Genomic DNA, 14068 nt, shown 5'->3' on the forward strand with positions numbered 1-14068 from the left:
AAAAAATCATGTCCAATCTACATCTTTGCAAGGAGTTTGCCGATCCTGGCCAGGCACTTTTCCAGAACTTTTTCACTGACCGCATAGGATATCCTGATACACCGGTCATCTCCGAATGCCGCTCCAGGAACCAGAGCTATCTTTTCCTGCTCCAGAATCAACTGGCATAATCTTGTGGAGTTGTCCACTTCGCCACGATAAAAAGTGTCCAGTCTGGGGAATACATAAAATGCCCCGTCCGGTCTGGGACAAAACGAATCTTTCCAGGAGCCGATCATGTCCAGAGCCAGATCCCTTCTGGACACAAAGGCCTTTTTCATCTCTTCCACAAACTCAAATGGTCCGGTCAAGGCAGCCAGAGCCCCCTTCTGGGCAATGGAACAGATATTTGATGTTGACTGGCCCTGAATTTTGGACATGGCCCTGATCAGATCAACATGGGCCAGGACATAGCCGATTCTCCAGCCAGTCATGGCAAAGGTCTTGGACAGCCCATTGACCACTGCGACTTTTTCCTTGTTTTTGGCCCAGAAACCGCATAGAGATGCTGGCTCGGCAGGCTCATAAACCAGCTGATCATAAATTTCGTCACTGATCACAAAAATATCCCTGGATACAGCCCAGTCAGCCAGCTGGTCCAGACTTTTCTGATCATAATGGCATCCGGTGGGGTTGGATGGAGTGTTGAGGATCAAAACCCTGGTCCTGGGAGTGACATACTTGTCAAGTTTGTCCGGACTGACTAGAAAACCATCTTCAGGTTCGGTGGGAACCACCACCGGAACACCCTGGGCCAGCTGGACCATGGCTGGATAGCTGACCCAGTAGGGGCCGGGAACAAGAACTTCATCCCCGGGATCGATAAGGGCCTGAAGGATGTTGTACAGACATTGCTTGCCGCCGTTGGAGACCATTACCTCGTCAAACCGGCAGTCAATGGCGTATGATTTGGAAAAATACCCGGCCACGGCCTGGCGCAGTTCAGGAATTCCCGGCACAGCCGTGTACCTGGTAAAGCCCTGGTCCAAAGCTGCTTTGGCTGCCTGGATGATGTGGGCAGGTGTGGAAAAGTCCGGTTCACCCACTGCCAGACTGACCACATTTTCCCCGCTGGCCCGCATTTCCTGGGCTTTGGCGTTTATGGCCAGGGTTGCCGAGGGTTGAACACTGGAAACTCTTTTGCTAAAGTTCATGACTAGCCCCTTTGGACGCTGTTTTTTTTAATTCTTTAATAAAAACAAAAAGATCTGCCACATTGTGCCCCGGCCGAACAACAACCCCCTGATCATACAAAAACCGTTGTCCGACCAGGAAGTCTGGTCTTGGATCATTTTGCCGTGTCAAAAAAGATAATCAAACTTTCCCTCAAGGTAAAACATAAAATTTTCCCATCAATCGGAGGAAGATAGTGAAGATTCTGAAACCCAGCAACATGAAAAGATGCATAGGCTGCTATTCATGTTCCCTGGCCTGCGCCAGGAATGTCCATAAATCCCTCTCCTGGAAAAGATCAGGCATCCGCATCCATTCTTCAGGCGGGATAAGTACCGGCTATGAAGCCACGGTCTGTCTGGCCTGCGATCCTCCCCCCTGCGCTCCGGTCTGTCCCACTGAAGCTTTAAGGCCCAGAAAGGGAGGAGGAGTGATCTTCAAAGAAAAGCTCTGCATCCACTGCGGTGAATGTGCCACAGCCTGTCCGGTGGAGGCCATATATTTTGATCCGGTCAAAAAAATACCTGTATTCTGTATCCATTGCGGCAGGTGCGTATCTTTCTGTCCCCATGACTGCCTTGAAATGGCCGAACCTTCAAAGGAGGACGGCAATGAATAGCATGTTTAAAGTTCTTGTTGTTGACCTTTCCAGAAAGAAGTCCAAGGTTGAATATTTTGACACAAGAAAGACCTGGATCGGTGGCAGCGGACTGGCTGCAGGTCTTTTTGAACACTTTGCCGACTTTGATGCTGATCCTTTTCACCCTGATCAGCCTTTGATCCTGGCCATCGGTCCCTTGACCGGGCTGTTTCCCCTCATGAGCAAGACCATCATGAGTTTCATGTCCCCGTACAACGGTCAGTACGCCGAATCCCATGGCGGGGGAAGGTCAGCCCTGGCCTTAAGGTTTGCCGGATATGACGCCTTAGTAGTCACGGGCCGGGCCCGGAAACTCACCTGTCTGGGCTTTGGATCCCAGGAAATCAACATCCAGGATGTCCATTACCTCAAAGGGATGGACATCTTCAGGACCGGCAAGGTCCTCAGGGGGCTTAAACCCAGAAACCCCGGACACCGGAGCATCCTGCGCATCGGGCCGGCCGGGGAAAACAGGATCAGTTACGCCTGCGTCAACGTTGACACTTACCGCCATTTTGGCCGCATGGGCGGCGGAGCAGTCATGGGTGCCAAAAATCTCAAGGGTATTATCATCTCCGGCGACTCCACCCAGGACCTGCCACATGGCAGGATCAAGGAGTACAACAAGGTCTACAGGGAAATATATTCCACTGTTACTGAAAGTGGAGCAGTCCGCAAGTATCACAACCTTGGCACTCCGGAAAATCTGATCCCCTTGAATGAACTAAGGGCCCTGCCCTGGCGCAATCTCCAGAGTACCCATGACCCTGAAATAGAATCCATATCCGGGGAAAAGTTTGCAGACGACCTCCTTTTGCGCCAGGTGGCCTGTGCAGGGTGTCCAGTAGGATGCATCCACATCGGACTGCTCAGAGAGCGGTTCGGTCATGAACATGAATATCTGTACCGGCAGGTGTCCTACGACTATGAACCCATCTTCGGAATGGGATCCATGCTGGGCATTACCTCGGCCCCGGGGGTATTAACTCTTCTGGAAGAGGTGGAAAAACTCGGTCTGGATGCCATCAGCGCAGGAGTTGCCCTGGCCTGGGCAACCGAGGCCCTGGAAAAAGGAGTTGTCGGCATTGACCAGACCATTGTTGACCTGCAGTTCGGCAATGTTCAGGCTTATGTCCAGGCCCTGACCCACCTGGCCGGACAGGACAACGAGTTTTACCTTGAACTGGGAAAAGGAGCCCTGGTTGCAGCGGAAAAATACGGAGGCGAAGATTTTGCCTGCGTCCTGGGTCAGGAAATGGCCGGCTATGCCACAGGTGAAAATTATTTTGTCAGCCAGGCCCTGGGATTCAGGCATTCTCACCTGGATACCGGAGCCTACAGCTTTGACCAGGAGGAACAGGCCAGGGACATCCACAAGTCCATTGACTACATGCAAAGCCAGGAGATATACCGGATACTCATGTGCTCTGTTGCTGGATGTCTTTTCGGTCGCAAGGCCTATCCAAAGGAAACCATTCTCAAGGCCCTCAACTCAACCGGACTGGACTATTCAGAACAGGAATTGGATCAGGCTGTCCAGGCCATCCAGGCCCACCGCTGGGCCATCAAATTCAGGACCGGGTTCAATCCCGATGAAATCAAGATTCCAGGAAGATTCCTGGAGGTTGAAACCTGGAAGGGCAGGACCGATCCGGACTATCTTTTTAAACTCAAGGAAAAGTACCAGGAGGTCCTCAGGACCCTGGCCGAAAAACACGTCTTTACCACCAATGGTGACCAGGAATGACTCCAGCCGGAAGCACTCATCTGCACCAAAGCAGGCCTCTGAACAGGGGCAGGTGGACCTGTCATGCTTGAAGAGATTAGAAGAATTATTAAGACCAGCGACCTGGCGGTTCTGGCCACCAGCAGTGAAAACCAGCCTCACTGCTCTCTCATGGCCTATATTCCTGATTCAGGCTGCACTGAAATCTATATGCTGACCAGGAAAGAATCCCGCAAATACAAGTATATAAGCGCCAATCCTTTGGTCAGCATCATGATCGACACCAGACTGGACCGTCCAGAATCAAGGAAGTCCATCAAGGCCCTGACCATAACCGGCTCCTGCCGGCCTGCTGACCCGGGCCGGCAGGAAGAACTGATTAAAGCAATCCTGGCCAGACATCCCCAGCTGGAAATTTTGACCAGGGATCAGGATGCAATCGCCATCCAGACGACCATCAGCTCTGTCCTGCTTTTGGACGGAGTAAAAAACGCATTCTTTACTGAACCCGCCGGCTAGCCCTGCAAATCTTAAACAGGACTGGGCATGCCTCTTCCAAGCCAGGTCAGCAGCCTGCTTTCTCTTAATATATCTTTCTTTTGGTAAAACTTGAACCCAGCACGTTAAACGTGTTCTCCACTATGAAGATAGCACTTTCATCATTGGAAAACACTGTCTCTTCCAGACGCTTAAGCATGATATTGTTGGTTATGGCCATGATCACATTTTTGTCACTGCCGGTATAGGCACCCTTGCCTGTGATAAAAGTGGCTCCCATTTTCAGATCTTTGATCATTTCATCGGCTATTTCCCGACTTTTATCAGAAATAATCAGGACCAGTTTCCGCTGGTTAAACATGGCCAGAGTATACTCCAGAACAAACGACATGATAAAGACCAGGATCAGCGAAGCAATGACCAGGTCAATTTCCAGAACAAACAGGCTGGCCGAAAACACAAAAAAGTTGAACAGAAAGTAAAACTTGCCAATCCCCAGGTTGTACTTCTGGTTGAGCATGACCGCTATGACGTCCAGCCCCCCGTTGGAACCAAGAGACCTGAGCACCAGTCCGCAACCAGCTCCGCATACTGCCCCGGCAGCAATGGCAGCGTAGAGCTGATTCTGGATGCCGAAATCAACAGTCAGGAATTCAAAGGCCAGGGTCGCCACCACCGTGGCATAAAGACTGTAATAAAAAAACCTTTTGCTTACGTACATCCAGCCCATGGCAAACAAAGGGATACTCATGAAAAAGTACAGCAGGCCGGCAGAGATTACAGGGGTAAGATAGTACACCAGCAGGCCCAGTCCGAACACGCCCCCTGGAATGAACTGATGATGAAAAGCAATACCCTTGAGGCCTATTGAATAGATGACAGAACCAATGGTGATGATCAGGATGTTCCACCATACGGTATAGGTGATTTGCTCCAGCTTCTTGGGCACCTGAAAAACCTCCGGAACATAAAGATAACGGGCCGGGACCGACCCTGAGCTACACAGGCAGAATCCCCAAACAAAAAGCGGGCCATAACTTAACCACAACCACGAGGTCAAGAAAAAAAGGCGGCCTGGACCTGACCGCTCTGCTCAGGCCGGCCTGAATCCCGGACCGGCTATTCCAGGATTTTCTTTATTTCCTGCAGCCCCTTTTTCACATCACCCAGAACTCCGGAAAATCTGCCATGCTCTTCCAGGCGCATGCGGGCACCATCTATAGTCAATTTGTCATGATACAAAAGGCTTTTAATTTTTTTGAGGAGCTGAACGTGTTCAGAAGTGTATAAACGCTGCCCGGTCCTGGTCCTGCCGGGTTGGAGCTGGGGGAATTCAGTTTCCCAGAATCTGAGGACATAGGTTTCCAGGCCGAGCATTTCAGCGACCTGGCCGATTTTATAGGTTTTCTGATCCTGGTGCATGGATCAAGACTAAACATATCGTCCTGTTTGGTAAAGCCTTTAAACAGGACCTACATGCAAAAGCATATCTGTTTCTCATTCATCTGCAAAAGAGCTAAAGTCCAGCAGCCTGCAAGCAAATGGCCGTCATAGAGTCTGGCAAGCTCTTTGACGGCCACGGATAATGCCCAGGGACACCTTGTCCCGGCATGAAATCATCCACTTAATCCGTTATGAAAACCTCACCGGCAGTTTTTTCAGAATCAAATCAGCCAGCCTTTGGTGGACTTTATCCACTTCCTTGTCTTTCAAGGTCTTTTCCGGATGACGATAGGTGAACCTGAAACTCATGTTCTTTTCTCCGGTTCCCTTGGGAAGATATACATCCATCAGGGTCAGATCCTCCAGGATTTTCTGGCCTGCATCCATGACCAGATTGACCACCTGCTGGTATTTCAGGTCCAGGGGAGCTACCACAGTCATATCCCTTTTGACCACGGGAAATCTGGGCAGAGTCTGAAAGCTGATCTGCCGGGACCCATGAATAATGCGCAGCTGATCAAGATCTATATCAGCAAACCAGACCTCCTTCCTGGCCTTATAGGATCTGGCCAGGTCGGGATTCACCCTTCCCAGGCCCCCCAGCACTGCATCCCCTGCCAGGCACTCCACCCCGGGCAGGAGATAAGAATGGTCCGGGTCCGGCCTGAAGTCGGCCTTAGTACCAATAAATACCCGGACTAAGTTTTCCACGTAGCCCTTGATATCTGAGTAGTCTGATTCTTCATCTGGATAAGGCCAGTGCCCCTGGTGCCGAGGGCCGTAAAGCAGGATGGCCAGCCGGTTTGTTTCACTCACTCCGGTTTCAGAGTCAGGATCGGGCAAAAAACTCCGGGCAACTTCAAACACCCTGACCCTGTTGTTTCCATGGCCAAGATTATGTTTCAGGGTCTGCAGAAGCCCGGGCAAAAGGTCAGTCCTTAAGACGTCCTGGTCTTCACTCAGAGGATTGAAGACCTTGACCCTGCTCTCCTGATCAATGCCCAGCAGGTCCAGATCGGAATTGCCTACAAAGCTGTAATTGACGGCTTCGTTCAGGCCCAGGCCTTTGCCCCAGCTTTTGATGGCTGAGATGAAATCAAAACTCTGTCCCAATGGTTCCTGATCAAGGGATTTTTTTATCCTGGGCAGGTGTTCGGCAATCCTGTCCAGTCCATATAAGCGTCCCACCTCTTCAATAAGATCCACCTCCCGCTCCAGATCCGGCCTGAAGCTGGGGGGCTCCACCTGGAAAACAGTCTGGTCCGGGCTGACCCGGCATCCGAGAAGTTCCAGGTTCTTCTGGCAGTATTCCTGATCCAGATCCAGGGCCAGTAATGAGTTGGCTCTGGCCGGGCGAAAGCTGATGGACCTGGGTTTATACGGCCTTGGCTGGGCCAAAGAGACCTTATTTGCCACCCGGCCGCCTGACAGCTCCTGCATCAGGGCTGCGGCCCGGTCCAGGGCAAACCTGCTTCCGACCTGGTCCACTCCCCGTTCAAACCTGAAGGAGGATTCACTGGACAACCCCAGCCTCCTGGCCGTCTTTCTGATGGTCAGGGGATCAAACACAGCACATTCAAGCAGGACGTTCTGACTGGCCGAATGAATTTCTGAATCAGCCCCGCCCATGACCCCGGCCAGGGCTACGGGATTCTGCTCATCCAAAATCAGAAGATCGGTTGAAACCAGTTCTCTTGACTGATCGTCCAGGGTCTTGAACTTCATCCCCTGCCTGGCCCTGGCTACCCTTATCCTGGATCCGCTGAGCAGATCCCGGTCAAAAGAGTGCAGGGGCTGGCCAAGTTCCATAAGCACATAATTGGTCACATCCACAATATTATTTATGGGTCTGATACCCACTGCCATGAGCCGGTATCTGATCCAGTCTGGGCTGGGTCCAACCCGGCAGTCGGAAATCAGTCTGGCCTGGTAGAGGGGGCAGGCTGATGGATCATCAATGATTACCTCCAGCTGACTGGGGCAATCAACGGATTCATCTTCCTGCAGATCAAAGCAAGGAAGACCCAGAGGCAGGTCGAAAACCGCAGCCGTCTCCCTGGCCAGGCCCAGCACACTCAGGCAGTCCGGCCGGTTGGGAGTGACGCCTATGTCCAGGACACACTCTTCCAGGTTCAGGGCTTCTATCAGCCCGGAACCAGGAGCAAGGTCGCTTTTCAGGACCATGATCCCGGAACTGTCCGAACCCAGCTCAAGCTCGGTCTCGGAACAGATCATCCCCTGAGAGAGCTGTCCCCTGATCCTGGCTTTTTTTATGACCAGCCCGCCAGGCAGTTCTGTACCTACAGGAGCAACCGCCACCTTCTGTCCTGAAGCCACATTGGGTGCTCCGCATACTATGGACAAAGGCTCTCCAGTACCAATGTCCACCTTGCACAGGGACAGCTTGTCCGCATCAGGGTGGCTGCTTCTTTCCAGGACATGTCCTACCACCAGACCGGAAAGATGGGCAAAGGGGCGCTTGACCTCTTCAACCTCCAGTCCGACCATGGTCAGCCTGTGAGCAAGTTCATCAACTGATCCGTCATAGGGTGTGAATTCTTTGAGCCAGGAAAGACTGAGAAGCATGAAACATTTCCTTTAAACTGCCCAGCAGGAAAACAGGGTCGTCCATCAAAGCGGTAATGCTGAACAGGCATCCGTGATCCGCCCTGCTGACCCAGTGGGTTGATTCTTGATCAGACAAATTGATTTAAAAAGCGCAGGTCGTTCTCAAAAAACATGCGCAGGTCGCCTATTCCGTATTTGAGCATGGCTACCCGCTCCACCCCCAGGCCGAATGCGAAGCCGGTGTATTTTTCAGGGTCATAACCAACCTTTTCAAACACAGCAGGATCAATCATCCCGCATCCCAATATTTCCACCCAGCCCGTCTCCTTACAGACCCGGCAGGGTCCGCCCTGGTCAGACCTGCCGCTGCCCATGCACATGACACAACTGATGTCCACTTCTGCACTGGGTTCGGTAAAAGGGAAAAAGCTTGGCCTGAATCTGACCTTGACCTGAGGATCAAAAATCTCATGGGCAAATGCCGTCAGGGTGCCGCGAAGGTCGGCCATGCTCACGTCGGTATCAACCAGAAACCCCTCAATCTGATGAAACATGGGAGTATGGGTCAGGTCAGAGTCCCGGCGATAGACTTTGCCCGGGGCTATGGCTGCCAGAGGAGGTCTGGCTTTAAGCATTGTCCTGACCTGAAGGGGCGAGGTATGGGTCCTGAGCACCACCGACTCGCTGATGTAAAGGGTATCCTGCATGTCCCTGGCTGGATGACCAGGGGGAAGGTTGAGGGCTTCAAAATTATAAAAATCAGTTTCTACCTCAGGACCGGTCACAATATCAAAGCCCAGGCCCACGAATATCCTGCAGATGTCGTTAATGACCCGGGTCACAGGATGAAATGAACCGGAGTCCGGAATCCGCCCGGGCATGGTGTGGTCAAAGCTGGACATATCCTCGTGTCTAAGCCTGTTCTGAATGTCCCTGGATTTTTCATCAAGGATCCTGTTCAGCTCTGCCTTGACCTCGTTGGCCAGCCGGCCAATACCCGGACGCTCCTCAACCGGGAGACTTGGCAGACTGGACATGATTTCGGCCAGCCGGCCCTTTCTACCCAGAAAGGCAACCCGGACTTCTTCCACTTCCTGCAATAAAGAAGCCTGGTCCAGGGCTTTTTCAAACTCCTGGACCAGGCTCTTCAGAGATTTACTGATCTCGGCGGCCGAGTTCATTAATTTGCTCCGGACTTGACCATTTCCGCAAGCCTGGCAAAGGCGGCCTTTTCGTTTACAGCCATGTCGGCCAGGGATTTGCGGTTCAGCTCCACCCCGGCTCTGGTCAGGCCGTTCATGAACCTGCTGTAGGAAAGACCGTATTCCCTGGCCGCAGCATTGATACGCACCACCCAGAGTTTACGGAACTCCCGCTTTTTCTGCCTGCGGTCACGGTAGGCGTAACACAGGCCTCTTTCCACTGCCTCGCGGACAGTGCGGTAAAGTTTGCTCCTGCCTCCGCGATAGCCCTTGGCCATCTTCAGATATTTTTTATGCCGCTTGTGAGCGGTTTTACCTCTTTTAACTCGCATCTTGGTCTCCCCCCTGGAGTAATTTGGCTACTTCAAAATAATATAGTCTAAAATCCGCTGTACTGGGCTGTGGCCTGAAATACCATCCCAAAGGATGAATCTGGTTCAATTATGAGAAGGTGTAAACCTGAAATTTACGGATAATTGTCCCCCAGGCCCCGGGCAACTGGGAAATATTACAGCGCCTAGAAAGAATTGGGCATCAAACGTTTCACAGCCTTGATGTTGGCACTGTCCACCAAGGCGGGCTGGCCCAGTCTTCTCTTTCTCTTGGCACTCTTTTTGGTCAGAATATGGCGCAGATTCTGTTTACGACGCCTGACCTTGCCGCTTCCGGTTAGTGAAAAGCGCTTGGCAGCACTTCTGTTGGTCTTGATCTTGGGCATTATATCCTCCTGACTTAAATAAAAAACACTAATTATGATAAGGACCGGATGCAGTCCTTCTTAAGAACTGTCAAAAAACCGGACCATTGCTTGTCAACCTTTGAGCCTTGCCAGAGTCAGCTCTTCCTGGGTGCCAGCAGCAGGTGCATGGTTCTGCCTTCAAAGCGGGGTTCCTGCTCCACCTTGGCTACCTCAGAAGTCATATCAACAATTCTGGCCAGAATCTCCGACCCCCTGTCCTTGTGGGCCAGCTCCCTGCCCCGGAAAGCCACAGTGACCTTGCAGCGGTCACCCCCTTCAATAAACCTGAGGATGTGGCGTACCTTGGTATTCAGGTCATTATCATCGGTCTTGGGCCTGACCTTTATTTCCTTTATCTGGACTTTTGTCTGCTTTTTCTTGGCTTCCTGCTTTTTTTTCTGCTGCTGAAACTGATACTTTCCAAAGTCCATGATCCTGCACACAGGCGGGTCGGCATTGGGTGCAACCTCAACCAGGTCCATGCCCATGTTTTCAGCCTTGGCCAGGGCCTGACCCAGGTCCATCACGCCCAGCTGTTCGCCGTCGTCACTGATTACGCGTACTTCTCTCGCCCTTATCTGTCTGTTGCGGCGGGCTTTAGTAGAGGTATCTATAGCTCATTCCTCCCTTCTTGAACGGTTCATCCATTTCCTCGTATATTAATTCAATCACCTCTTGGATTGTCTTCATGCCCAGGTTTTTGCCACCACGCAGACGGACGTTCAGTCCGGAGCTGTCGATTTCCTTTTCTCCGGCCACCAGTACAAAGGGAATTTTTTCTAGCTGGGCTTCGCGAACCTTGAAGCCTAGCTTCTCATTCCTTATATCAGCATCAACCCTGATTCCGGCCTTGCGAAGCTTTTGCAGACACTTTTGCACATACTCTTTCTGAGCATCAGTGATGCTCATCACCCTGGCCTGGACTGGGGACAGCCAGACCGGAAAGGCACCGGCATAATGCTCAATAAGCACCCCCAGAAATCTCTCAATAGCACCCAGAATCACTCTGTGCAACATCACCGGTCTGTGCCTCTGACCGTCCTCACCGGTATAAAACAGATCAAACCGCTCAGGCAGGGTGAAGTCGCATTGAACAGTGGCACATTGCCATTTCCTGCCCAAAGCATCCTTGAGCTTGACATCAATCTTGGGACCGTAAAATGCTCCGTCACCCGGATTCACGCTGTAGTCAAGGCCCAGGTCCTTAAGGGCCTGCCCAAGGGCATTGGTGGCCCGGTCCCAGTCTGCATCAGACCCAATGGATTTTTCCGGCCTGGTGCTGATCTCTATTTCATAGTCAAACCCGAACAGATCCATAACATCCTGAACAAATTTGACAATAGATATGATCTCATCCTGAAGCTGATCAGGACGGCAAAGGATATGAGCGTCATCCTGGGTAAACTCCCGGACCCGCAGCAGTCCATGCAGGACCCCGGACTTTTCATGCCTGTGCACCCTGCCCAGCTCAAAATAGCGCAGGGGAAGGTCCCGGTAACTCCTGCGCCTGGACCTGTAAATAAGCATATGGGAAAGACAGTTCATGGGTTTGATCCCATAAGACTGTTCTTCAATATCCGTGAAATACATGTTTTCACGGTAGTTGTCATAGTGGCCCGACTTTTCCCAAAGCTCACGTCTGAGGATCTGCGGACCCTGCACAATCTGGTAGCCTCTTCTCAAGTGCTCCTTGCGCTCAAAGTCCTCCAGAATAGTCCTTATCAGGGCTCCCTTGGGATGAAAAATCGGCATGCCAGGCCCGGCCTCCTCGGAAAAACTGAAGAGATCAAGCTGCACCCCCAGCTTCCTGTGGTCACGCTTTTTAGCCTCTTCCAGCTGGGCCAGATATTTCTTGAGATCTTTTGGCGTGGCAAAGGCAGTGCCGTAAATCCTCTGAAGCATAGGCCTGTTTTCATCCCCGCGCCAGTAGGCCCCGGCCACGGAAGTCAGCTTGAAGGCCTTCAGAAAACCTGTGCTCGGAAGATGCGGACCCCGGCACAGGTCTACAAAATCACCATGCCGGTAAAGGGACACACTGTCCTCGTCCAGATCCTCCAGGATCTCCAGCTTATAGGTCTCGTTCATGTCCAGGAATATCCTCTTGGCCTCATCCCTGGACACCACCATCCGCTCAAACGGGTGATCCGCAGCCACACTCTCGGCCATCCTGGCCTCGATTTTTTCCAGATCCTCCGGAGTAAACGGACGCTCAAAATCAAAATCGTAATAATACCCGCTTTCTATATCCGGGCCAATGGTTACCTTGGCAGTGGGGAAAAGGGTCTTGACCGCCTCAGCCATGACATGGGCGGCACTGTGCCTGAGCACTTTGAGCCCGTCTTCACTGGTCATGACCACCGGTTCCAGGCTCTGACAGTCCTGGTCCAGCCTGGACCCAAGATCCAGGAGCTGATCCTGACACCTGCAGGCCACAACTTCCTTGAGCCTCTTCTTGGACAAGGCCCTGGAAAGGACATCCCTGCACGTGGCGCCGGAACTGAGCTCGACCTCTTCACTGGTACCGGCAATTCTGACCATTGTATCTCCTGCCTATAAACAGATAAGGGAGGCAAGGGCCTCCCTGAATGATGAATCCCTGTATGTGGTAGGCGCGGGGAGATTTGAACTCCCGACCCTTTGCACGTCAAGCAAATGCTCTCCCCCTGAGCTACGCGCCTGCCCTGTAAACAGACGGATTAGCTATCAACATTGAGCCTGTCTTGTCAAGCAGATTCTCTCAAGATCCCCGCCATTTTCAATCTTTTTTGAAATTTTTCCAGATGGGTTCCGGCCCAGTAGATCTGGTCGCACTCCAGGCACATGGTAAACCGGTCAAAGTACCTTCTGGTTCCAGGCTCAAGCCTGTGCAGGATCTTTTCCTTGTCCACCCTGACCAGCCGACTGTTGCAGCCCAGGCACCTGGTGAACATTCTGCTGGACTCCAGGCCGAACAGGCTGGCCACTTCCTTGAACTGATCAGCAGGTCTGTCAGCCCTGACCAGCCGGCCGTACTGAATGAGCCTGCGTTTTAAAAGACCCCGGTCCCTGGACAGAACCACTCTCTTGTCCTTTTGAGCTGTCAGGGCCATGGCCTGGTCGTCCATGTCTGGATCATAAAGGACATCATAACCAAGTCCCCTGAGCAGGCCTGCCAGTCTGCCAACATTCAGATCAACCAGAAACCTGAGTTCTGGAAAGGGCTCAGGTCTGAGTCTGTCGGGCCTGGTAGGATCCAGCGGTGCTCTGACCTGAAAAACACTAATTCTCTGACCTGGAACAGGAATCAGTTCAAAACCGGCCCGGCACCCATCAGCCAGGATCAGTCCGACCTCGGTGTGGGGCACACCTTGAGCCTCGATGATATCCTTGATAGAAGATCTTCTGTCAAGGATATACCGGAATCTGGGCCTGATCCGGAAAAATCCGGCCAGCCCGGGATCAAAACAAAGCTGAATTGTATTCATGGCCAGGGGATATTGTCATGGGCTGAAAACTAAAATCTTTCCAACCAGTTTTCCAGCTGATCTGAACGGATAATTACAAAAGGTTTTAACCATAATCCGCCCGGAAAGACTTGGCCGGGCATTTCACTTTGAGGGAGGATAGAACATGGATTCCATTTCGGTCAAGACAGGACACAGACAGGAGCTGGCCGACATAACCGGTCTGCTCCAGGAACATGTCAGATCAAAAGGGCTGACCAGCGGCGTGCTGACAGTCTTCTGTCCCCATACCACTGCAGGCATCACCATCAATGAAGGGGCAGACCCCTCAGTTGTCCGGGACATACTGGTCAACCTGGAGAAACTCGTTCCCCGGCAGGGAGATTACAGGCACAGGGAAGGTAACAGCGATGCCCATATCAAGACCAGCCTGATTGGTCCGGCAGTCCAGATCATAGTAGAAGAAAGCCGGCTGATGCTTGGGACCTGGCAGAAAGTGTTCCTTGCTGATTTTGACGGCCCCAGGACCCGAAAAGTCTGGCTCAAATTCATCAGCAGCTGAAAAAGAGCGGTTTACCGGAAAAGCTCCAACCGGCC

The 14068-nt window shown here is 52.1% G+C and carries 14 protein-coding genes and 1 tRNA gene; 4 read left to right on the forward strand and 11 right to left on the reverse strand.

Going from position 1 to position 14068, the window contains the following annotated elements:
* Positions 1–17 precede the first annotated feature (17 nt).
* Complete coding sequence (locus P771_RS0107960; RefSeq protein WP_028574730.1) at positions 18–1193, reverse strand: pyridoxal phosphate-dependent aminotransferase; 1176 nt, start codon at positions 1191–1193, stop codon at positions 18–20.
* 215 nt (positions 1194–1408) lie between these two features.
* Between P771_RS0107960 and P771_RS0107970 the strand changes: the two genes are divergently transcribed.
* The 3 genes from P771_RS0107970 to P771_RS0107980 all read left to right on the forward strand — a co-directional run bounded on the left by P771_RS0107970 (position 1409) and on the right by P771_RS0107980 (position 4097).
* Complete coding sequence (locus P771_RS0107970) at positions 1409–1831, forward strand: 4Fe-4S binding protein (protein WP_028574731.1); 423 nt, start codon at positions 1409–1411, stop codon at positions 1829–1831.
* The gene (locus P771_RS16925; protein WP_051617207.1) at positions 1824–3599 is read left to right on the forward strand and encodes an aldehyde ferredoxin oxidoreductase N-terminal domain-containing protein; all 1776 of its coding nucleotides are present in this window, start codon (positions 1824–1826) and stop codon (positions 3597–3599) included. Before P771_RS0107970 ends, P771_RS16925 begins: the two co-directional genes overlap by 8 nt.
* Positions 3600–3662: 63 nt before the next feature.
* Positions 3663–4097 (forward strand): pyridoxamine 5'-phosphate oxidase family protein, encoded by a 435-nt coding sequence (locus P771_RS0107980; protein WP_028574732.1) that lies wholly within the window; start codon positions 3663–3665, stop codon positions 4095–4097.
* 64 nt (positions 4098–4161) lie between these two features.
* On the opposite strand, the gene P771_RS0107985 is transcribed toward P771_RS0107980, so the two are convergent.
* The 10 genes from P771_RS0107985 to P771_RS16930 form a co-directional block, all read right to left on the reverse strand.
* Positions 4162–5025, reverse strand: coding sequence for a YitT family protein (locus P771_RS0107985; protein WP_028574733.1), 864 nt, complete (start codon positions 5023–5025; stop codon positions 4162–4164).
* Positions 5026–5195: 170 nt separating this feature from the next.
* Positions 5196–5498: a MerR family transcriptional regulator gene (locus tag P771_RS0107990; protein ID WP_028574734.1), complete on the reverse strand. Its 303-nt coding sequence runs from the start codon at positions 5496–5498 to the stop codon at positions 5196–5198.
* A 210-nt stretch (positions 5499–5708) separates the two neighbouring features.
* Positions 5709–8105, reverse strand: coding sequence for a phenylalanine--tRNA ligase subunit beta (gene pheT, locus P771_RS0107995; protein WP_028574735.1), 2397 nt, complete (start codon positions 8103–8105; stop codon positions 5709–5711).
* A gap of 110 nt (positions 8106–8215) precedes the next feature.
* Positions 8216–9268, reverse strand: coding sequence for a phenylalanine--tRNA ligase subunit alpha (gene pheS / locus P771_RS0108000; protein WP_028574736.1), 1053 nt, complete (start codon positions 9266–9268; stop codon positions 8216–8218).
* Complete coding sequence (gene rplT, locus P771_RS0108005; RefSeq protein WP_028574737.1) at positions 9268–9621, reverse strand: 50S ribosomal protein L20; 354 nt, start codon at positions 9619–9621, stop codon at positions 9268–9270. The genes pheS and rplT overlap by 1 nt, the downstream gene beginning before the upstream one ends.
* 185 nt (positions 9622–9806) lie before the next feature.
* Positions 9807–10007, reverse strand: a complete 201-nt coding sequence (gene rpmI, locus P771_RS0108010; RefSeq protein ID WP_028574738.1) for a 50S ribosomal protein L35 — start codon at positions 10005–10007, stop codon at positions 9807–9809.
* Between the two features lie 116 nt (positions 10008–10123).
* A complete protein-coding gene (gene infC / locus P771_RS0108015) occupies positions 10124–10642 on the reverse strand; it encodes a translation initiation factor IF-3 (protein WP_028574739.1) in 519 nt (172 codons plus the stop codon).
* Positions 10626–12566, reverse strand: coding sequence for a threonine--tRNA ligase (gene thrS, locus P771_RS0108020; protein WP_028574740.1), 1941 nt, complete (start codon positions 12564–12566; stop codon positions 10626–10628). The genes infC and thrS overlap by 17 nt, the downstream gene beginning before the upstream one ends.
* 65 nt (positions 12567–12631) lie before the next feature.
* A tRNA-Val gene (locus P771_RS0108025) sits at positions 12632–12706 on the reverse strand.
* Positions 12707–12751: 45 nt separating this feature from the next.
* Positions 12752–13492: a Mut7-C RNAse domain-containing protein gene (locus tag P771_RS16930; protein ID WP_051617208.1), complete on the reverse strand. Its 741-nt coding sequence runs from the start codon at positions 13490–13492 to the stop codon at positions 12752–12754.
* Positions 13493–13637: 145 nt separating this feature from the next.
* On the opposite strand from P771_RS16930, the gene P771_RS0108040 reads away from it, so the two are divergent.
* Positions 13638–14033 carry a secondary thiamine-phosphate synthase enzyme YjbQ gene (locus P771_RS0108040; protein WP_028574741.1) on the forward strand — a complete coding sequence of 132 codons (396 nt, stop codon included), beginning with the start codon at positions 13638–13640 and terminating at the stop codon, positions 14031–14033.
* Positions 14034–14068: the final 35 nt, after the last annotated feature.

The sequence above is a fragment of the Desulfonatronovibrio hydrogenovorans DSM 9292 genome (assembly GCF_000686525.1).
GTDB classification, from domain to species: Bacteria; Desulfobacterota; Desulfovibrionia; order Desulfovibrionales; family Desulfonatronovibrionaceae; genus Desulfonatronovibrio; species Desulfonatronovibrio hydrogenovorans.